Origin of the sequence: Microbaculum mangrovi (assembly GCF_051390635.1) — a bacterium.
Classification (GTDB): Bacteria; Pseudomonadota; Alphaproteobacteria; order Rhizobiales; family Tepidamorphaceae; genus Microbaculum.
The window spans coordinates 498,288-517,329 of record NZ_JBPODT010000003.1 but is presented as its reverse complement, the minus strand read 5'-3'; the positions used below and the strand labels follow the sequence as shown (position 1 = coordinate 517,329).

The window sequence follows — 19,042 nt, the reverse complement described above, 5'->3', positions numbered from 1 at the left end:
TTCACTCAAGCGACCTGTGTCCGCCGGCCGGCGAAGCCCCCTCGCCGGCCGGCCCCCCTCGCCCCTCTCTGCTGTCCCCCTCTGGCGCCCCCACTGGCAGCATTGCTTTTTTCGCGCGAGTCGCGGAACGATCGCGGCCATGGGAACAGCAGCGGATTTCAGCCGTGAGCAACGGGCGCTCGAAACGGGCGCGGGCTTTGTGGCGGGCATCGACGAGGCCGGCCGCGGACCGCTGGCGGGGCCCGTTGTCGCCGCCGCCGTGATCCTCGATCCGAAGCGCATCCCCGACGGCCTTGCCGATTCAAAGGCGCTGAGCGCGGCGCGGCGCGAGGCCCTGTTCGACGAAATCCTGAAGACGGCGACCGTCTGCGCCGCCGGAACCTCGGCGTCGGTCATCGACAAGATCAACATCCGCCAGGCGACGCTTCTGGCCATGCGCCGGGCAATCGCCGGGCTTGCCAGACCGGCCGACTACATCCTCGTCGACGGGCGCGACCTGCCCGGTTCCCCCTGCCCCGGCGAAGCGGTGGTCGACGGCGACGCGCTTTGCCTGTCGATCGCGGCGGCCTCGATCGTGGCGAAAGTTACCCGCGACCGCATGATGGACCGGCTCGCCAGCGCCCATCCCGACTACGGATTCGAGAGAAACCGGGGCTACGGAACGGCCCAGCACCTCGACGCGCTGAGGCGGATCGGCCCCTGCCCGATCCACCGGATGACCTTCCGGCCGCTGTCGCAATCAGATTTATTTACCAGTTAAGTCAACCTTTACCCTGTTGGGACATCCTCCCTTCATCAGTTGCGTAAGGGTTGAGTGAGTAATGCCTTCATGCGTACGGAGCCGGGCGTCCCAGACGCCCGGCCCGGCTTCCGCCGGATATATCGACGAGATCCTGATCGGTGATTGCATCGCAACGCTGGAAGCGTTGCCGGCCAAGTCGGTCGATGCGATCTTCGCGGATCCGCCCTATAACCTGCAGCTCGAGGGCGCGCTGCATCGGCCCGACAATTCCAGGGTCGACGCCGTCGACGACGACTGGGACAAATTCGACAGTTTCCAGGCCTACGACGCCTTTACCCGTGCCTGGCTGCTCGCCTGCCGGCGGGTGCTGAAGAAGGACGGGACGATCTGGGTGATCGGCTCGTACCACAACATCTTCCGCGTCGGCACGATCCTGCAGGATCTGGGCTACTGGATGCTGAACGACGTCGTCTGGCGGAAGACCAACCCGATGCCGAATTTCCGCGGCCGCCGCTTCACCAACGCCCACGAGACGATGATCTGGGCGGCGCGCGACGCCAACTCGAAGGGCTATACCTTCAACTACGAAGCCATGAAGGCGTTCAACGACGACGTTCAGATGCGCTCCGACTGGCTCCTGCCGATCTGCACCGGCGGGGAACGGCTGAAGGACGTGACCGGGCGCAAGATGCATCCGACCCAGAAACCGGAAAGCCTGCTCGCGCGCGTCATCCTGTCCTCGACCAAGCCCGGCGACCTCATCCTCGACCCGTTCTTCGGATCCGGCACCACCGGCGCGGTCGCCAAGCGGCTCGGCCGCCATTTCGTCGGCATCGAGCGCGACAGGACCTATGCCAGGGCGGCCCGCGACCGCATCGACGCGGTCGAGCCGCTCGGTGACGAGGCGCTCGTCGTCACCAAGGCGAAGCGCGACGAGCCGCGCATTCCGTTCGGCACCTTGCTGGAACGCGGCCTGATCCAGCCGGGCGACACGCTGACGGATTCGCGCCGCCGCCATGCCGCGACGGTGCGCGTCGATGGAACGCTTTCCGCGGGCGAAAAGGCCGGGTCGATCCACAAGGTCGGCGCGCTCGTCCAGGGGCTGGAGGCCTGCAACGGCTGGACCTTCTGGCATTTCGAGCGGGACGGCGGCCTGGAGCCGATCGACGCGCTGCGCCAGATCGTCAGGTCCGAGATCAGTTCGGGGCTCTCGACCGCCGCCTGAGCGCCACCAGCTTTTCCGCCTTCGGCCCGTGCAGGGCGCGCAGCGCGTGCGCCGCGGCCTTGCGCATCACCGTCGGCAGGCCGACATCGGGCAAATCCGGCTTGGTGACCCAGCGGGTATCCGGCAACGCGAAACTGGTGACGTCGGTCGCGGCGAAGACGGTCAGTTGCAGCCGGAAATGCGTAAAAACGTGCTCGACCTCGCCGGCGATGCGGTTCCATCGCGCCTTGAACGGGGCGTGCTCGCGCGCATCCGAAGGGTCGATATCCTGCTTCAGCGGCGTCAGCCAGACGCCATCCATGCCGCCGAGCAGGCCCTTCGGCGGCCGTTTCACGATCAGCACCGATCCATTGCCCCGCTCGGCCCAGAACGCCGCGCCGCGTCTTAAGGGGCGATCCTTCTTCGGCGCCTTGACCGGCAGGGACTCCGCGATGCCGCCGGCATGGGCGAGGCACGCATCGTTCCACGGGCAAAGCGCGCAGACCGGACGTTTCGGCGTGCAGATCGTCGCGCCAAGGTCCATCACGGCCTGGGCGAAGTCGCCCGGACGGTCGGCCGGGACGAGATCGGCGGTACGGGCGCGGATCTCTGTCTTGGCCGCCGGCATCGGCGTGTCGATGGCGAAAAGCCGGGCGACGACCCGCTCGACATTGCCGTCGACGGCGGCGGCAGGCCGGTCGAAGGCTATGGCGGCGATAGCGCCGGCGGTATAGGCGCCGATCCCCGGCAACGCCCGCAGCCCCTCCTCGGTGTCTGGAAAGCAGCCGCCAAGGTCGTCGGCAACCGTCCTGGCGCAGGCGTGCAGGTTGCGGGCACGGGCATAGTAGCCCAGCCCCGCCCAATCGCGCAGAACGTCGTCCTGAGGCGCCGCCGCCAGAGCCTCGACCGTCGGCCACTGCTCGACGAAGCGCAGAAAATACGGCCCGACGGCCGCGACGGTCGTCTGCTGCAGCATGATCTCGCTGAGCCAGACCTGATAGGGATCGGGCCTTTGCCCAGGCCCGGCGCGCCAGGGCAGCCGCCGGCGATGTCGGTCATACCAGGCCAGCAATGCGCCGGCGTCGGGAGAGCGGACTTTCGAACGGGTTGCGGACATGATCGGATACGTAGAAGATTCGCGCGTCATGATCGCGCTTGACGCGATCCGCACACAAGCACCGGCCCGCACACAAGCACCGGCGCACCATGACGCCACAGGCTGTTTATAGGATGTCGACGGGCAAAAAAATCAAGGCCAAAGGACCGGTCCGCATCGACCGCATCGCCGAAACGCTGCTCGATCCGGTGGTTTCCAGGGCTGGCTTCTCCTCGACCCAGATCCTGGCTGCCTGGTCGGAAATCGCCGGGCCCGACCTCGCCGCGCGATCGCGCCCGGAAAAGCTGCGCTGGCCGCCGCGGAGAGACGGAGAGGTCGGAACGGGCGCTTCCGCCAGCGGCGCGACGCTGGTGGTGCGCGCCGAGGGTGGCGATGCGATGGAACTGCAATACGCCTCCGCCGCCATCGTCGCGCGCGTCAACGCCATTTTCGGCTGGCGGGCCGTCGAACGGCTGTCGATCCGGCAGGCGCCGGTGGACCCCGGTTCGCGCGCGCTGCAATCCGACCCGGCCGCGTCGGCCGAGCCCGGGGCAGACCCCGAGGACGCGGGCCTGGCGAAAATCGAAGACCCGGACCTGCGCGCCGCCCTCAGCCGGCTGGGAACGCGGATCGCCCTAGATCGAGACACAAAGCCGTGACCGTTTTCGGCGCAGTCTTGCCATATTTGCCGGAAAAAGCATGATCCGCAGGCCATCACCCCGATAGCACCGGCTTTGCCATCACCGTTCAGCAGGGGTTCATACGCGGTTTCCCAGGATCGGGGCCGTGACAGAAGGAAACGACCATGATCGTGAACCGCAGACATGTTCTTTTCACAGGCGTCGCCGCCGCAGCCACGCTCGGCGCGGGCGCTGCGACCGCTCGCCTCCTGGGGCGCCCGTCTGTCCCTGTGGATATGGGGGACAGGCCGGCGCCGACGCTCGTCTCGGTCGATATGGCCGAACTGATGCAGGCCGGCCCGCTCGGCGAGAAGGCGCTGGGCGATCCCAACGCGCCGGTCACCATCGTCGAGTACGCCTCGATGACCTGCAGCCATTGCGCCAGCTTCCATGAGGACACCTATCCGGCGCTCAAGGAAAAATACTTCGATACCGGAAAGGTTTACTTCGTTTTCCGGGAGTTCCCGCTCGACCCCGTCGCCACCGCCGCCTTCATGCTGGCGCGCTGCGTTCCGGAGAGCCAGTACTTCACCTTCGTCGAGGCGCTGTTCAAGAATCAGAACCTGTGGGCTTTCACCAACGACCGGATCGGCGGCCTGACCAAGATGGCCAAGCAGGCCGGACTCTCGCAGGAAAAATTCGAGCAGTGCTTGACGAATCAGGAGCTGCTTGACGGGGTGAACTGGGTTAAAACGCGCGGCGTAGAGAGTTTCGACGTGAATTCGACGCCGACGTTTTTCATCAATGGCGAGATCGTACGTGGGGCGCTTCCGCTCGACCAGTTCGAGGAAAAGATCGACCAGCTCCTGCCGAGCTGACCACCCGGCGGGCGCCGTCATGCGTCCTGACGACCGAATCACAAGAGCCGACCGCTCGCCGCCGCGGAGTGCGGGCGCATGAAACTCACGCGCCTGCGCATCGTCGGGTTCAAGTCGTTCGTCGATCCCTCCGAAATCCACATCGAGCCGGGGCTGACGGGCATCGTCGGCCCTAACGGCTGCGGCAAGTCCAACCTGGTCGAGGCCGTGCGCTGGGTGATGGGCGAAAGCTCGCACAAGAGCCTGCGGGCGTCCGGCATGGACGACGTCATCTTTTCGGGCAGCGGTAGCCGGCCGAGCCGGAATTCGGCGGAAGTCGCGCTCGTCATCGACAATTCCGCCCGGCGCGCGCCGGCACAGTTCAACGACGCCGACGTTCTGGAGGTCTCGCGCCGCATCGAGCGCGAGGCCGGCTCGGTCTACAAGATCAACGGCAAGGATACGCGCGCCCGCGACGTGCAGCTCCTGTTCGCCGACGCGTCCACCGGCGCCCATTCACCGGCGATGGTGCGGCAGGGCCAGATCGGCGAGCTGATCTCGGCGAAGCCGCGCGACCGTCGCAAGATCCTCGAGGAAGCCGCCGGCATCGCCGGATTGCACAGTCGCCGCCACGAGGCCGAACTCCGGCTGCGCGCCGCCGAGCAGAACATGGCGCGCCTCGACGACGTCATCGCCCAGCTCGGCCAGCAGCTCGACGGCCTGAAGCGGCAGGCCCGGCAGGCTTCCCGCTACAAGGCCCTGTCGGCGGAGATCCGCAAGACCGAGGCGATCCTCTGGCACCTGCGCCGTCAGGCGGCGCTGCAGGCGATCACCGATCGGGAAGCAGCCGTCGGCGAGGCCGCCGCGATCGTCGCGGGGCTGACCCAGGCCGCCGCCGCGGCCGCCACCGCGCGGACAGAGGCGACCTCCATCCTGCCCGCCCTGCGCGAGAAGGAAGCCGAGGTCGCCGCGCGGCTGCGCCATCTGACCGTGACCCGCGACGGCATCGACCGGGAGAAACGGCAGGTCCTGGAGCGCCGCGAAGAGCTCGGCGGGCGGCTCTCCCAGATCAGCGCCGACCTCGATCGCGAGCGCGCGACCATCGCCTCGACCAACGAGACGATCCAGCGACTGGACGAGGAAGAGGCCGAGATCAAGGCCGAGGCCGAGCGCGCCGAGGCGAATGGCGAGGAGTTGAGGCGCCGGCTGTCGGCGACCGAGACGACCTTGCAGGAGGCCGAGGCACGACTGGCCGAAGCCACGGCCAACGCGGCCGAGCTGACGGCGCGCCGGCGCCAGTTCGAGCGCATCGTTCGCGACGAGACCGACCGCTTCGCCAAGCTCGAGAGACAGCTCGCCGATATCGAGCGGGAAGCCGCCGCGCTCGCCTCCTCCGACACCACCCGCGAGATAGAGGCGCTGGGTACCGCAGTCGACGCGGCCCAGGCGGAGGCGGAGTCCCGCGAGGCGGCGACGGTCGAAGCGGACCAGGCGCTGACCGCGGCGCGTGACGCCGTGGAGGCGGCACGTGCGCCGGCGGCGGACGCGGAACGCGATCTCAAGGGCCTCGAAACCGAGCACCGGACGCTGGAGCGCGTGCTCGCGGTCGACGAAGGCGCGCTATGGCCGCCGCTGATCGACGCGGTGACGGTGCGGCGGGGCTTCGAAGCCGCGCTCGGCGCGGCCTTCGGCGAGGATCTCGATCATCCGGCCGAGGACGGCGCCGCCATCCACTGGCGCATGGTCGCTCCCGACGCCGCCGATCCGGCGCTGCCGGCGGGCGCCCGCCCGATGTCCGAGGTGGTCAAGGCGCCGGACGTGCTGGCGCGGGCCCTGTCCCAGGTCGGTCTGGTCGAGCACGACGACGGCGTGCGCCTGCAGCCCCACCTCAAGCCCGGCCAGCGGCTCGTGACCAAATCCGGCGACCTGTGGCGCTGGGACGGCTTTACCGCCGCCGCGGACGCGCCGACGGCCGCCGCCAAGCGCCTCGAACAACGCAACCGCGTCGCCGAGCTCGCCCGCGAGATCGACGCCGCGCAGGGCCGGCTCGAGACGGCGCGGACGGCCCTCTCCGACAGCGAGGCGGCCGCCCGGACGGCCGCCGAGCAGGCGACCTCGGCACGCGAAGCCTCGCGGGCTGCCCAGGCACGGCTGAAGGACGTCTCGGAACGACGGACCGCCGCCGAACGCAAAGCAACTCAGGACACCGCCCGCACCAGCGCGCTCGAAGAAGCCAAGGTGCGGATCACCCAATCGATCGACGAATCGCACGCCGCCCAGCGCGAGGCGACCGCCGGCCTCGAAGCGCTCGCCGGCGAGGGCGACCCGGACGCGCAGATCGAGCTTTTGAAGGCCGAGACGGCGACGGCGCGCGGCCAATATGCCGAAGCCCGCTCGGCCGTCGATTCGCTGGCCAAGGAGGCGGACCTGCGCCGGACCCGCGCCGAGCGCAACAAGGCCGAGCGGCGACGCTGGTCGGAGCGGATCGCCGACGGTGACAAGCATCTCAACACCCTGTCGACCCGCGAAGACCAGATCCGCAGAGAATGGGCCTCCCTGGAAGAGGTTCCGACCCGGCTCGACGCCAGGCGTGCCGCGCTCGCCAACGAGATCGATGCGGCGGAGGCCGCGCGCAAGGCCGCCGCGGACGCGCTGGCGACCGGCGAAACCCGGCTGGCCGAGGCCGACAAGGTCGCCAAGGAAGCCGACGAGACCCTCGCCGGCGCCCGCGAGGCCAAGGCGCGCGAGGAGGCGACCCTCGAAGGCCTGCGCCAAAGGCTGGTCGATCTGGAGGAAACGATCGAGGAGGCGCTGGAACGCCCCGCCGATCAGGCCCTTTCCGTTGCTGGTCTCGACGCCGAATCGGAGCTGCCGCCGGTCGACCGGCTCGAAGCCGACCACGAGCGTTACAAGCGCGACCGCGACCGGCTCGGCAGCGTCAACCTGCGCGCCGAGGAGGAAATGCGCGAGGTCGAGGCCCGGCATGACGCGCTGGCGAACGAACGCAGCGACCTGGAAGGGGCGATCCATCGCCTGCGCGGCGCCATCGGCGGCCTCAACAGGGAAGGCCGGGAACGCCTGCTCGCTGCCTTCGACACGGTCAACGGGCACTTCCAGAGCCTCTTCACCCGCCTGTTCGGCGGCGGCGCGGCCGAACTGAAGCTGACCGAATCGGACGATCCGCTGGAAGCCGGCCTCGAGATCATCGCCCGCCCGCCCGGCAAGCGCCCCTCCTCGCTCACGCTCCTGTCGGGCGGCGAGCAGGCACTGACGGCGACGGCGCTGATCTTCGCGGTTTTCCTGACCAATCCGGCGCCGATCTGCGTACTCGACGAGGTGGACGCCCCGCTGGACGACGCCAATGTCGAGCGCTTCTGCGATCTCGTCGAGGAAATCGCGCGATCGACCGAAACGCGCTTCCTGGTGATCACCCACAATCCGATCTCCATGGCGCGGATGGACCGGCTGTTCGGGGTGACGATGGCCGAGCGTGGCGTGAGCCAACTCGTCTCCGTCGACTTCGGCGGCGCGATGGACCTGCGCGAAGCCGGTTGATCACCGGGCGGACACCTGCCCCGGACCCGATGATGCGCCGCAACAATACAGATTTTTCCTCTTTTATATCAACAGCTTAATGAAATCTTACCCGTCCTTGACAGCCTACTGCGGCCAAACTATGGTGCGCCCGGCTTTGGGGGGCGGGCCGCCCCGGCCGTCCTTTGGAGCCGAGACGCGCCAATCCTGGTCAGGACACGGCGATGAACGAAGCACCGGAGAGCGGACCGGGTACCGTTAAACCAGCAGCCAGTCCGGCTGATCTAGACGGCCGCCGCAAGGCACTTGGAGCTTCGCTCGAAGGTGCACGGCGACGTCATGAACCGCCGCCCGAGACGTCCGCGCGCGGATCCGCGCTCGGCACGGCCTTCAAGATCGCGACGGAATTCGTCGCGGGCCTTCTGGTCGGCGGCGGAATCGGCTGGTATCTGGACTACTGGTTGGGAACGCGGCCGTTCCTCTTCCTGCTGTTTCTGGCGCTGGGCGCCGCGGCAGGATTTATGAATGTGTTCCGGCAGGCATACCGGATGAACCGGGATATGCAGGCGGGAGCCGACGGGAAAGACTGAGGCCGGCGACGCCGGCCAGGTTTGGCGGAACGGAATTACTGGGAGCGCACGCGTGGCGGCAGAAAATGGACATGGCGGCGGGGCCGGGCTCGACCCGATGCACCAGTTCGAGATCCAGCGCATCCTGCCGCTGAACATCGGCGGCCTCGACGTATCCTTCACGAATTCGGCGCTGTTCATGGTCATCGTCGTGGCCCTGGTGAGCCTGTTCACCATCGCCTCGATGGGCGGCCGCGCGCTGGTGCCCGGACGCATGCAGTCGCTGGCCGAACTCTCCTACGAGTTCGTCGCCAACATGGTGCGCGAGAACACCGGCACCGAGGGGATGCGCTACTTCCCCTTCATCTTCACCCTGTTCATGTTCATCCTGTTCGCGAACATGCTGGGTATGGTCCCCTACACGTTCACCGTCACCAGCCACATCATCGTCACCTTCGCGCTGGCGGCCGTGGTGTTCATCGGCGTGACGATCATCGGCTTCATCAAGCACGGCGCCGGCTACCTCAAGCTGTTCGTGCCGTCGGGCGTGCCGGCGGCGCTGCTGCCGCTGCTGGTGGTGATCGAGGTGATCTCCTACCTGACGCGACCGATCAGCCTTTCCGTGCGACTGTTCGCCAACATGATGGCCGGCCACACGATGCTGAAGGTGTTCGCCAGCTTCGTCGTCGGCCTCGGCGTCATCGGTGGCTGGGCCCCGCTCGCCTTCATGGTCGCCTTCACGGGCCTCGAGATCCTCGTCGCCTTCCTGCAGGCGTACGTGTTCGCCATCCTTTCCTGCATCTACCTCAACGATGCCCTTCATATGCATCACTGAGGCAGGTCACGGTTTTCCCTAACTCAATCGAACTCATCCAACTCAAAGGAGCACTCTCATGGAACCAGAAGCCGCAAAGCTGATTGGCGCCGGTCTCGCCGCCATCGCGCTCGCCGGTGCCGGTGTCGGCATTGGCCACATCTTCGGCAACTACCTCGCCGGCGCGCTGCGCAACCCGTCCGCTGCCCCGGCGCAGTTCCCGAACCTGCTGCTCGGCTTCGCCCTCGCCGAAGCGACGGGCCTGTTCGGTCTCGTCATTTCGCTGATCCTGCTGTTCGTCGTCTGACGTACCGGATCATTCACCCTGCACTCAAACGGGGCTCGCCTCCATGCGCACCTCGATAGACGGTATCGTACTGGCACAGGCCACGCAGGACGCGACTCACGGCGCGGCGGAGGGGATGACCGAGGAGGTCATCGCCGACACCGGGCTTGAGCCGAGCGGGACGCCAGGCATGCCGCAGCTCGACTTTACGGGGTACGCGCCCCAGATCGTCTGGCTGGTGATTACCTTCGTGGCGCTTTACATGCTCATGTCCAAGGTGGCGCTGCCGCGCATCGCCACCGTGATCGAGCATCGCCGCGACCGGATCGCCAGCGACCTCGATGCCGCCGCGCGGCTCAAGGAAGAGACCGACGAGGTGATCGCGGCTTACGAGGCCGAACTCGCCGAAGCGCGTGGCCGGGCCCACCAGATCGCCGCGGAGACCCGCGACAAGCTCAATAGCGAGCTTGCCGGGGAACGCGCGGAGGTCGAGGCCGGCCTTGCCAAGAAGACGGCAGAAGCCGAGATGCGGATCGCCGACACCAAGGCGAAGGCGATGGCGGAAGTCGATACGGCGGCAGCCGACGCGGCGACCGAGATCGTCACCGCGCTGACCGGCCTGAAGCCCACGAAGGCGGAGATCGACAAAGCCGTCGTTTCCGCCCGGCCGGCCTGAGGGGGCGAGAGATGGAACTTCTAACCGCGCCTGAAACCTGGGTCGCCGTTTCCTTCATCGGCTTTGTCGCCCTGCTCGTCTACTATAAGGTGCCGGGCATGGTGACGAAGGCCCTCGACGGCCGCGCCGATCGCATCCGCGCCGAGCTCGAGGAAGCGCAGAAACTGCGTGAGGAGGCCCAGGGCCTGCTCGCCGAGTATCAGCGCAAGCGGCGCGAAGCCGAGAAGGAAGCCGAGGAAATCGTGGCTCTGGCCAAGGAAGAGGCAGGTCGCCTCAAGGTCGAGGCCCGTCAGCAGATGGACGAGCTGGTCGAGCGGCGCTCCAGGCTCGCCGAGCTGAAGATCGCCCAAGCCGAGGAACAGGCGGTCGCCGACGTGCGCGCCGCCGCCGCAGAGGCCGCCATCGCGGCGGCCGAGACGGTCATCGGCGCCAAGGTGAAGGGCGACACGGCCAAGGATCTGGTCAGCGCCAGCATCGCGCAGGTGAAGGCCCGGCTGCAGTAAGCCAGTCCCGTACCGACAAGACAAAAGCCCCGGGTAGTGCCCGGGGCTTTTTCGTTATGGCGGCCGTCGTGTCAGAAGCGGTCGGCGAATTCGTCCGTCGCGGTGATCAGTTCATGCAGGATGCCCGGCTCGGAAAAGGCGTGGCCGGCGGCGGGCACCACGGTGAACCGCGCTTCGGGCCAGGCCTTGTGGAGATCCCAGGCGGTGCGCATCGGCGTGCACATGTCGTACCGGCCCTGAACGATCACGCCGGACATATCCTTGAGTTTATGGGCGTCGCGAATCAGCTGACCCTCCTCGAAGAACCCTTCGTTGACGAAGTAGTGGTTCTCGATACGGGCGAAGGCCAGCGCGAATTCCTCGTCGCCATGCTGAGCCTCGATCTTCTCGTCCGGCAGCAGCGTCAGCGTGCGGCCTTCCCACAGGCTCCAGGTCCGCGCCGCGGCGACCTGCACCGCCCGGTCGGGATCGGTCAGGCGCTTGCGGTAGGCGGCCATCAGGTCGCCGCGCTCCTGCGCCGGGATCGGGGCGAGATAGCCCTCCCAGATCTCCGGGAAGACCCAGGAGGCGCCCTCCTGGTAGAACCACTGGAGCTCGTCGCGGCGCAGCGTGAAGATACCGCGCAGGACGAGCTGCGACACGCGCTGCGGATGGGTCTGGGCATAGGCGAGCGCCAGACAGCTGCCCCACGAGCCGCCAAAGACCAGCCACCGGTCGACGCCCAGCATCTCGCGGAACCGCTCCATATCGGCGACGAGATGCCAGGTCGTGTTGGCCTCCAGCCCCGCGTGCGGCTTCGAACGGCCACAGCCGCGCTGGTCGAACAACAAGACGCGGTACCGTTCGGGATCGAAGAGCCGCCGATGGTCGGCCGAACAGCCGGCGCCGGGCCCGCCGTGGAGGAAGACCGCCGGTATCCCGTCCGGATTGCCGACGAGCTCCCAATAGACCGAATGCCCGTCGCCGACGTCCAGGTGCCCGCTGTCGTAGGGCTCGATCGGCGGATAGAGGGTACGTGCCGCCGCGCCATTGCCGGTCATCGCCTACTCCGCCGCGTCGCGTTTGGGTTCCGGCTCGCTCGGCGCCTGGGGCGTCCAGCGCAGCACCGGCTGGCGCGCGGCCCGGGTCTCGTCGAGGCGGCGGCGCGGCGCGTACCACGGCGCGCCGGCGAAGCGCTCGGTATCGCCGCGCTTTGCGGCCATGGCGAGGTCGCGCAGCGTGGCAATGAACAGGTCGAGGCTGGCCTTGGATTCCGATTCGGTCGGCTCGATCAGCAGCGCACCGTGCACGACCAGCGGGAAGTACATGGTCATCGGGTGATAGCCCTCGTCGATCATCGCCTTGGCGAAGTCGAGGGTCGTCACGCCTGAGCCGTTGAGGAACTGGTCGTCGAACAGCACCTCGTGCATGCACGGACGGTCGCCGAAGGGCAGGCTCATCACGTCCTTCAGGCAGGCGCGGATGTAGTTCGCCGAGAGCACCGCATCCTCGGCGGCCTGACGCATGCCGTCGGCGCCGTGGCTCAGCATCCAGGCGGCGGCGCGCACGAACATGCCCATCTGGCCATGGAAGGCGGTCATGCGGCCGAAGGGTTTGGCGGGGCCGGCCTGGCCGGCATGCTCGACCAGTTCGAACCCGTCCTTGCCGGACACCACCCAGGGGAGCGGCGCGAAGGGAGCGAGCGCCTCCGACAGCACCACCGGCCCGGCACCCGGCCCGCCGCCGCCATGCGGCGTTGAGAACGTCTTGTGCAGGTTGATGTGCATGGCGTCGATGCCGAGATCGCCCGGTCGCACGCGGCCGAGGATAGCGTTGAGGTTCGCGCCGTCGCAGTAGAAATAGGCACCGGCGGCATGCACCGCGTCGGCGATCTCGATGATGTCGCGCTCGAACAGGCCGCAGGTGTTCGGGTTGGTCAGCATGATGCCGGCGACTTCGGGCGACAGCCTTTCCTTCACCGCGGCGACATCGACTGTGCCGTCCTCGCGGGCGGGGATCGATTCGACCCTGTAGCCGAGCAACGCGGCGGTGGCCGGATTGGTGCCGTGGGCCGATTCCGGCACCAGCACCAACGAGCGCGCATCGCCGCGGGCTTCCAGCGCCGCTTTGATCGCCATCATGCCGCAGAGCTCGCCATGGGCGCCGGCCTTGGGCGACATGGCGACCGCGGGCATTCCGGTCAGTTCCTTCAGAGCGTTGGCGACGAGATCGATCAGCTCGAGCGCGCCCTGCACGGTGGAGACCGGCTGCAGCGGATGCACGTCGCCGAATCCCGGCAGCCGCGCCATCTTCTCGTTGAGACGCGGATTGTGCTTCATCGTGCACGAGCCGAGCGGATAGAGCCCGGTGTCGATCGCGTAGTTCTTCTGAGACAGCCGGACATAGTGGCGGACGGCCTCGGGCTCGCTCATGCCCGGCAGGTTCGGCGTATCGGACCGCTCAAGCCCGCCGAGATGGAACTCCGTATCGTCCCCGTCGGCGAGGTCGACGCCGGTCACGTCGAGCCGGCCCGTCTCGTAGATCAGCGCCTCCTCGATCATCAGCGCGCGGTTTCCGGTGAAGGTCGTGTGTCCGCCCTCTCCCGCTTCGCCGGGGCTTGTCGGGCGGCCTTGCGTGTTCATGCTCATGCCAGCACCTCCTGCAGGGCGGCGGCATAGGCCGCGCGGTCGTCGTCGGTATTGATCTCGGTGGCTGCGGCGATCATCAGGTCGTCGTGGCCGTTCTGACGGAACAGGCGGGCCACCGGCACACCGCCCAGCACCCCCTTCTGCGCCAGCGCCTCGACGACGGCGGCGGCGTTCTTCGGAACCCGTATGGTGAACTCGTTGAAGTAGGCGTGATTCAGAATCTCGACGCCGGGCACCGCCGCCAGAGCCTTGGCGAGCTTCACCGCACTGGCGTGGTTGATCCGCGCGAGCTTCTTCAGGCCTGCGGCGCCGAGCAGCGTCATGTGGATCGAGAACGCCAGGGCGCAGAGGCCGGAATTGGTGCAGATGTTGGAGGTCGCCTTCTCGCGGCGGATGTGCTGCTCGCGGGTCGACAGCGTCAGCACGAAGCCCCGACGCCCTTCCGCGTCGACCGTCTGGCCGGCGAGGCGTCCGGGCATCTGGCGCACGAACTTGGAGCGCGTGGCGAACAGGCCGACATAGGGCCCGCCGAAATTGAGGCCGTTGCCGATCGACTGGCCCTCGCCGACGACGATGTCGGCGCCCATGGCGCCTGGCGATTCGACCAGACCGAGCGAGACGGCCTCGGTGAACACCGCGATCAGCAGCGCGCCGTGCGCATGCGCCTTCTCGGCAATGGGCCGCAGGTCGACCAGATGACCGAACACGTCCGGTGTCTGCACGACGACGCAGGAGGTATCGTCGTCGATCAGCGCCAAGACGTCGTCCTCGCCGACGGGAACCGGCGGCAGGGTCACGACCTCGTGGCCGCCCATATGGGCCAGGTTCTCGACGACGGCGCGATATTGCGGATGCAGGTTGCCGGCGAGGACCGCCTTTTCGCGCCGCGTCAGCCGGTGCGCCATCAGAACCGCCTCGCCGGTACCGGTCGAGCCGTCGTACATTGAGGCGTTGGCCACCTCCATGCCGGTGAGTTCGGCGACCTGGGTCTGGAACTCGAACAACATCTGCAGCGTGCCCTGGGTGATCTCCGGCTGGTAGGGCGTGTAGGAGGTCAGGAACTCGGACCGCTGGATCAGATGATCAACGCTTGCCGGGACGTGATGGCGATAGGCGCCGGCGCCGACGAAAAAAGGCGCCGAGCCGGCGGAGACGTTCCTGCCGGCCATGCGCGACAACAGGCGTTCGACCTCGAGCTCGCTCCTGGCCCGCGGCAGATCAACCAACTCGTCGCGCCACGCGGCGCGCGGCACGTCAGCGAACAGATCGTCGATGCCATCGACGCCGATGCGGGCGAACATCGCCTCGCGGTCGGCATCGCTCAGCGGCAGATAACGCATGATACCCCTCCTCAGGTGTCCGCCGTCACCGGCTCGACGGTGACCTCGGAGCGGACGGAATTGGCGATAAAGCACAGGTGATGGGCGTCGTCGTGCAGCGCGGTCTCGGCGGCCGCATCGGGCGCGCGCCCCTCGGCGTACCGGATCCGGGGACGCAGCGTCACCTTGTCGATCCAATAGCGGCTCGCCTCGATGCGGACCATCGATCCCACGGCATCGTCCTCGTAGGATTCGATGACGAAGCCGCGCTGGCGGGCGAGATCGAGGAACCACAGCATGTGGCACGACGACAGCGAGGCGACGAAGGCTTCCTCGGGATCGACCGCGTCCTCCTTCGAAAAGGGCAGCTTGACGACCGTCGGCGAAGACGACGCCGGCACGGTAATCCCGTCGAAGCGCCATTCGTGGCCCCGACTGTAGGTGTTGGCGGCGAAGTCGCCCTCGCAGGTCCAGGCAACGGTGACGCGATAGAGGTGCACCATTGGTACGTCCTTCCGCGGGGCCTCAGCTCACCGAGGCGACGTAGGTCTTGTAGGCGTCGGCATCCATCAGCGCGTCGAGCTGGGACTTGTCCGACAGCTTGATCCTGACGAACCAGCCCTCGCCCTCGGGCGCCTCGTTGACCTTTGCGGGCTCGTCGGCAAGCGCCTGGTTGACCTCGACCACCTCGCCGGACACCGGCGCATAGATCTCGCTGGCCGCCTTGACGGATTCGACGACACCCGCCTCGTCACCGACGGCGACGGTCTTGCCGACCTCGGGAAGCTCGACGAAGACGACATCGCCAAGCTGCTCCTGCGCGTAGTCGGTGATCCCGATGGTGCCGACGTCGCCTTCCACGCTGATCCACTCGTGTTCCTTGGTGAAATGCATGCTCATCTGGTCTGTTCCCTCTTTCAGATCATGGTGCCGGCCGCGTTGCCTGCGGCCGAAACGGCTATCTCTTGTAACGGTGGGGCACGAAGGGCATCGCGGCGACCCGGGCGGCTTCCGCCCGGCCGCGCACGGTCAGGACCACCTCCGTATCGACGGCCGAATGGGCTGTCTCGACGTATCCCATCGCCACGGGGCCACCGACCGAGGGGCCAAAGCCGCCACTGGTGATCTTTCCGACCGCCGATCCGCCGACGGATATCTCGGTTCCCTCGCGCGCGGGCGCGCGTCCGTCCGGACGGATGCCGACACGCCGCCGCAACGGACCGTCGGCGAGTTCGCGGCGGATGCGTTCGTAGCCCGGGAAACCGCCCTCCGCGCGCCGGCGCTTGCCGATCGACCAGGTGAGCGCGGCCTCGACCGGCGAGGTGGTCTCGTCGATATCATGGCCGTAGAGACACAGGCCCGCCTCGAGCCGCAGCGTGTCGCGCGCACCGAGACCGATCGGCTCGACCTCGGAAGCCGCCAGGAACGTATCCCACATGGTGCCTGCGCTGCCGGCGGGAACGGAAATCTCGAAACCGTCCTCACCGGTATAGCCGGAGCGTGAGATATGGCAGGGAATGCCGTCGAAGGTGGCGTCGCAGGCGGTCATGAAGGCAAGGTCGACCGCCTCGCCGCAGTGGCGCGCCATGACGTACTCCGCCTTCGGCCCCTGCAGCGCCATCAGCGCCCGGTCCTCGATCGGCTCGAGCGTCACCGAACCGGGAAGACCGGCACGCATGTGCTCGTAGTCGACATCCTTGCGCGACGCGTTGACGATCAGGAACAGGCGACCGTCGAGGGCGGGGTCGGCGGGACGCGTGACCATGAGATCGTCGATGATGCCGCCTTCGTCGGTCAGGAACTGGGTGTAGCGGATCGCGCCGGGCTTCAGTCCGGCGATATCGCCGGGGACCAAGGTCTCCAGCGCCGCCGCCGTGGCGGCAAAATCTGGGCCGACGAGCCAGGCCTGGCCCATGTGCGAGACGTCGAACAGGCCCGCGTTCTCGCGCGTCCACTTGTGCTCAGCAATGATGCCGCGGGCATACTGGACGGGCATGGCGTAGCCGGCGAACGGCACCATGCGCCCGTCAAGCGCCACATGGCGATCGTTGAGCGGGGTCATAAGAAGATCGGAACTGGATGTATCGTCTGTCATAACCGGTCCTGCATAGGCGTAGAGTCGGAGACCCGGCCGGGTCCGCTCGCGCCCCTCTCTGTCGCAGGACCTGAGAGATTTCACCGCGGAACGCCCGCGGCTTACCCCCTTCGGTGAGCCGCCGGCATTTGCGCGCCGACGACTACTTTCCAGAGTCTCATCCTCCCGCGGTCCCTTGTGCCTGAGAGTTTCCGGGGCCGGTTGCTCCTTCGGCGCCGGCCGCAGTGCGACCGGTCTCTCCCGCGGGATTCGACGAATGTGAGGGCGATCTTACGGGGCGCCCCGGTACTGTCAACCTCGGTCGACGTCAGCCGCGCTTCGGCTTGCCTCCCATCTCGTCGAAGCCGATGTAAATCACGTAGTTGTTGATGTGATCGCCTTCCGGAACCTCGAAATAGAGGGAATCGTCCACCTGGGTGAACTGCTGGACGGTTTCGCCGGGCAGGATGTTCGGCTGGACGGGGTAAAGCTGGGACCATACGCCCTCGCCGCCCGTGCGCACGAACGCGGCACGAAGCGGAAGCTGGACGGAGGTGTCGTTCCAGGCCGGGCCGGTAACCACCTTGCCGGCGATGCCTAGCTTGATGCGTATCGCGTTGGTGCCGACGAACTCGCATTCGCGCGCGGTTTTGGTAATGCCGCCCTGATAGACGACGTAGTCGGGATCGCCCTCGTGCCCCCGCGCGTAGACACGAAAGGTTTCCGTACCTTCGCGAATGACGACGGGCGGGCACTTGGCCTCGGTGGGCGGCGGCGGCGCGCCGGCATCGACCGGCAGCTCGTCGGGCTCCTCGCCCGCGCCGACCAGCATCCGGAATGCGCCGATCGTGGAATCGCTGGCGTCGCGCCCGGCCTGCGTATCGCAGCCCGCGGCAGCGCCAGCCAACGCCAGAACAAAAGCCAGTTTGATCGCCCGGCGGCGATCGGTAGCATCGCGAAGAAGCCGCATACGCTCATATACCTTCGTCAGAACCCCCCACGGGCGGCCCTTATAGCAGGCCAACCGCGGAAATCCCAAGGGGCCGCACGACACAGGCCTGCGCCTTGACAGAACGGGCCCGAAACCCTGTATAGCCTCATGGCAACCGGTTGCCGCCCAAGCTGGCTATCCATAGCGCTTCTCAAGACGGCCCCTAAGATATGAAGCCACCTCTCAAGATCCTACTTTGCTCGCCGCGCGGCTTCTGCGCCGGGGTCGACCGCGCGATCCAGATCGTCGAGCTGGCGCTGAAACGCTACGGGCCGCCCGTCTATGTGCGCCACGAAATCGTCCACAATCGCTACGTCGTCGACAGCCTGAAGGCGAAAGGCGCCGTTTTCGTCGATGAACTCGACCAGATCCCCGATACGGAGGCACCCGTGGTGTTCTCGGCGCACGGGGTGGCCAAATCGGTGCCGCAGGAGGCCGCCGCGCGCAACCTGTTTCACGTCGACGCCACCTGCCCGCTGGTGACCAAGGTGCACCGGGAGGCGGAAATCCATTTCCGCAAGGGGCGCGAGATCGTGCTGATCGGCCATGCCGGCCATCCGGAGGTCATCGGCACCATGGGCCAGCTCCCGTCAGGCACCGTCTCCCTGATCGAAACCGTCGAGGACGCCCGCGCCTTCGCGCCCGGCAGCCCCGACGCGCTCGCCTTCATCACCCAGACAACGCTTTCCGTCGACGATACCGCCGAGATCGTCTCGGTGCTGCGCGCGCGATTCCCGGAGATCATCGGGCCGCACAAGGAAGATATCTGCTACGCCACCACCAACCGGCAGGACGCCGTCAAGGCGGTCGCGCCGCGCGCCGACGCGACAATCGTGGTCGGCGCCCCCAACTCCTCCAACTCGCAGCGCCTGGTCGAGGTCGCCCGCCGCGCCGGCTGTCCTAAGGCAGTCCTTCTGCAGCGCGCTTCCGACATCGACTGGGCGACGTTCGGCGACGTCGCGACGCTGGCGATCACCGCGGGCGCATCGGCGCCGGAAGTACTGGTCGAGGAGATGATCGGCGCCTTCGCGAAACGCTACGACATCGAGGTCGAGACGGTATCGACCGCCGACGAGACCATCGGCTTCAACCTGCCGCGGGCCCTCCGCGAAACCGCGGCCGGGTAAACC

19 protein-coding genes and 1 riboswitch are annotated in these 19,042 nt (G+C 67.5%); of the genes, 11 read left to right on the top strand and 8 right to left on the bottom strand.

Annotated features, from left to right (window positions below; translation table 11 throughout):
• Nucleotides 1-139 precede the first annotated feature (139 nt).
• Together rnhB and ACSF9G_RS15225 are read left to right on the top strand one after the other, a co-directional pair.
• Entirely contained in the window at nucleotides 140-760 is a 621-nt protein-coding gene (gene rnhB / locus ACSF9G_RS15230) for a ribonuclease HII (protein WP_436642938.1), read from the top strand.
• 61 nt (nucleotides 761-821) lie between these two features.
• Complete coding sequence (locus ACSF9G_RS15225; protein WP_436642937.1) at nucleotides 822-1,967, top strand: site-specific DNA-methyltransferase; 1,146 nt, start codon at nucleotides 822-824, stop codon at nucleotides 1,965-1,967.
• On the opposite strand, the gene mutY is transcribed toward ACSF9G_RS15225, so the two are convergent.
• The gene (gene mutY, locus ACSF9G_RS15220) at nucleotides 1,939-3,063 is read right to left on the bottom strand and encodes an A/G-specific adenine glycosylase (RefSeq protein ID WP_436642936.1); all 1,125 of its coding nucleotides are present in this window, start codon (nucleotides 3,061-3,063) and stop codon (nucleotides 1,939-1,941) included. The genes ACSF9G_RS15225 and mutY overlap by 29 nt on opposite strands.
• An 89-nt stretch (nucleotides 3,064-3,152) precedes the next feature.
• Here mutY and ACSF9G_RS15215 point away from each other — a divergent pair, with 89 nt between their 5' ends.
• From ACSF9G_RS15215 to ACSF9G_RS15180, 8 genes are all read left to right on the top strand, one after another.
• Entirely contained in the window at nucleotides 3,153-3,701 is a 549-nt protein-coding gene (locus tag ACSF9G_RS15215; protein ID WP_436642935.1) for a DUF721 domain-containing protein, read from the top strand.
• 146 nt (nucleotides 3,702-3,847) lie between these two features.
• Nucleotides 3,848-4,540, top strand: coding sequence for a DsbA family protein (locus ACSF9G_RS15210; RefSeq protein ID WP_436642934.1), 693 nt, complete (start codon nucleotides 3,848-3,850; stop codon nucleotides 4,538-4,540).
• 78 nt (nucleotides 4,541-4,618) lie between these two features.
• A complete protein-coding gene (gene smc, locus ACSF9G_RS15205; protein WP_436642933.1) occupies nucleotides 4,619-8,074 on the top strand; it encodes a chromosome segregation protein SMC in 3,456 nt (1,151 codons plus the stop codon).
• Nucleotides 8,075-8,277: 203 nt separating this feature from the next.
• Nucleotides 8,278-8,643: an AtpZ/AtpI family protein gene (locus tag ACSF9G_RS15200; RefSeq protein WP_436642931.1), complete on the top strand. Its 366-nt coding sequence runs from the start codon at nucleotides 8,278-8,280 to the stop codon at nucleotides 8,641-8,643.
• Between the two features lie 97 nt (nucleotides 8,644-8,740).
• Nucleotides 8,741-9,457, top strand: coding sequence for a F0F1 ATP synthase subunit A (locus ACSF9G_RS15195; protein WP_436643266.1), 717 nt, complete (start codon nucleotides 8,741-8,743; stop codon nucleotides 9,455-9,457).
• 58 nt (nucleotides 9,458-9,515) lie between these two features.
• Nucleotides 9,516-9,743 carry a F0F1 ATP synthase subunit C gene (locus ACSF9G_RS15190; RefSeq protein ID WP_436642929.1) on the top strand — a complete coding sequence of 76 codons (228 nt, stop codon included), beginning with the start codon at nucleotides 9,516-9,518 and terminating at the stop codon, nucleotides 9,741-9,743.
• A gap of 43 nt (nucleotides 9,744-9,786) precedes the next feature.
• The gene (locus tag ACSF9G_RS15185; protein WP_436642927.1) at nucleotides 9,787-10,398 is read left to right on the top strand and encodes a F0F1 ATP synthase subunit B; all 612 of its coding nucleotides are present in this window, start codon (nucleotides 9,787-9,789) and stop codon (nucleotides 10,396-10,398) included.
• Between the two features lie 11 nt (nucleotides 10,399-10,409).
• The gene (locus tag ACSF9G_RS15180; RefSeq protein ID WP_436642926.1) at nucleotides 10,410-10,901 is read left to right on the top strand and encodes a F0F1 ATP synthase subunit B family protein; all 492 of its coding nucleotides are present in this window, start codon (nucleotides 10,410-10,412) and stop codon (nucleotides 10,899-10,901) included.
• A 71-nt stretch (nucleotides 10,902-10,972) separates the two neighbouring features.
• On the opposite strand, the gene pip is transcribed toward ACSF9G_RS15180, so the two are convergent.
• The 7 genes from pip to ACSF9G_RS15145 form a co-directional block, all read right to left on the bottom strand.
• Nucleotides 10,973-11,941 (bottom strand): prolyl aminopeptidase, encoded by a 969-nt coding sequence (pip, locus tag ACSF9G_RS15175; protein ID WP_436642925.1) that lies wholly within the window; start codon nucleotides 11,939-11,941, stop codon nucleotides 10,973-10,975.
• A 3-nt stretch (nucleotides 11,942-11,944) separates the two neighbouring features.
• The gene (gene gcvPB, locus ACSF9G_RS15170; protein WP_436642924.1) at nucleotides 11,945-13,528 is read right to left on the bottom strand and encodes an aminomethyl-transferring glycine dehydrogenase subunit GcvPB; all 1,584 of its coding nucleotides are present in this window, start codon (nucleotides 13,526-13,528) and stop codon (nucleotides 11,945-11,947) included.
• Nucleotides 13,525-14,868, bottom strand: coding sequence for an aminomethyl-transferring glycine dehydrogenase subunit GcvPA (gene gcvPA, locus ACSF9G_RS15165; protein ID WP_436642923.1), 1,344 nt, complete (start codon nucleotides 14,866-14,868; stop codon nucleotides 13,525-13,527). The genes gcvPB and gcvPA overlap by 4 nt, the downstream gene beginning before the upstream one ends.
• An 11-nt stretch (nucleotides 14,869-14,879) precedes the next feature.
• The gene (locus tag ACSF9G_RS15160; RefSeq protein WP_436643265.1) at nucleotides 14,880-15,347 is read right to left on the bottom strand and encodes an OsmC family protein; all 468 of its coding nucleotides are present in this window, start codon (nucleotides 15,345-15,347) and stop codon (nucleotides 14,880-14,882) included.
• A gap of 25 nt (nucleotides 15,348-15,372) precedes the next feature.
• Nucleotides 15,373-15,747: a glycine cleavage system protein GcvH gene (gcvH, locus tag ACSF9G_RS15155; protein ID WP_436642922.1), complete on the bottom strand. Its 375-nt coding sequence runs from the start codon at nucleotides 15,745-15,747 to the stop codon at nucleotides 15,373-15,375.
• Nucleotides 15,748-15,805: 58 nt separating this feature from the next.
• Nucleotides 15,806-16,942: a glycine cleavage system aminomethyltransferase GcvT gene (gcvT, locus tag ACSF9G_RS15150; RefSeq protein WP_436642921.1), complete on the bottom strand. Its 1,137-nt coding sequence runs from the start codon at nucleotides 16,940-16,942 to the stop codon at nucleotides 15,806-15,808.
• Between the two features lie 158 nt (nucleotides 16,943-17,100).
• A riboswitch (glycine riboswitch) is annotated at nucleotides 17,101-17,195 on the bottom strand.
• Between the two features lie 54 nt (nucleotides 17,196-17,249).
• On the bottom strand, nucleotides 17,250-17,891 hold the full coding sequence (locus ACSF9G_RS15145; protein ID WP_436642920.1) for a hypothetical protein: 642 nt from the start codon (nucleotides 17,889-17,891) through the stop codon (nucleotides 17,250-17,252).
• Between the two features lie 191 nt (nucleotides 17,892-18,082).
• On the opposite strand from ACSF9G_RS15145, the gene ispH reads away from it, so the two are divergent.
• Nucleotides 18,083-19,039, top strand: coding sequence for a 4-hydroxy-3-methylbut-2-enyl diphosphate reductase (gene ispH, locus ACSF9G_RS15140; protein WP_436642919.1), 957 nt, complete (start codon nucleotides 18,083-18,085; stop codon nucleotides 19,037-19,039).
• The last annotated feature ends 3 nt before the right edge of the window (nucleotides 19,040-19,042 follow it).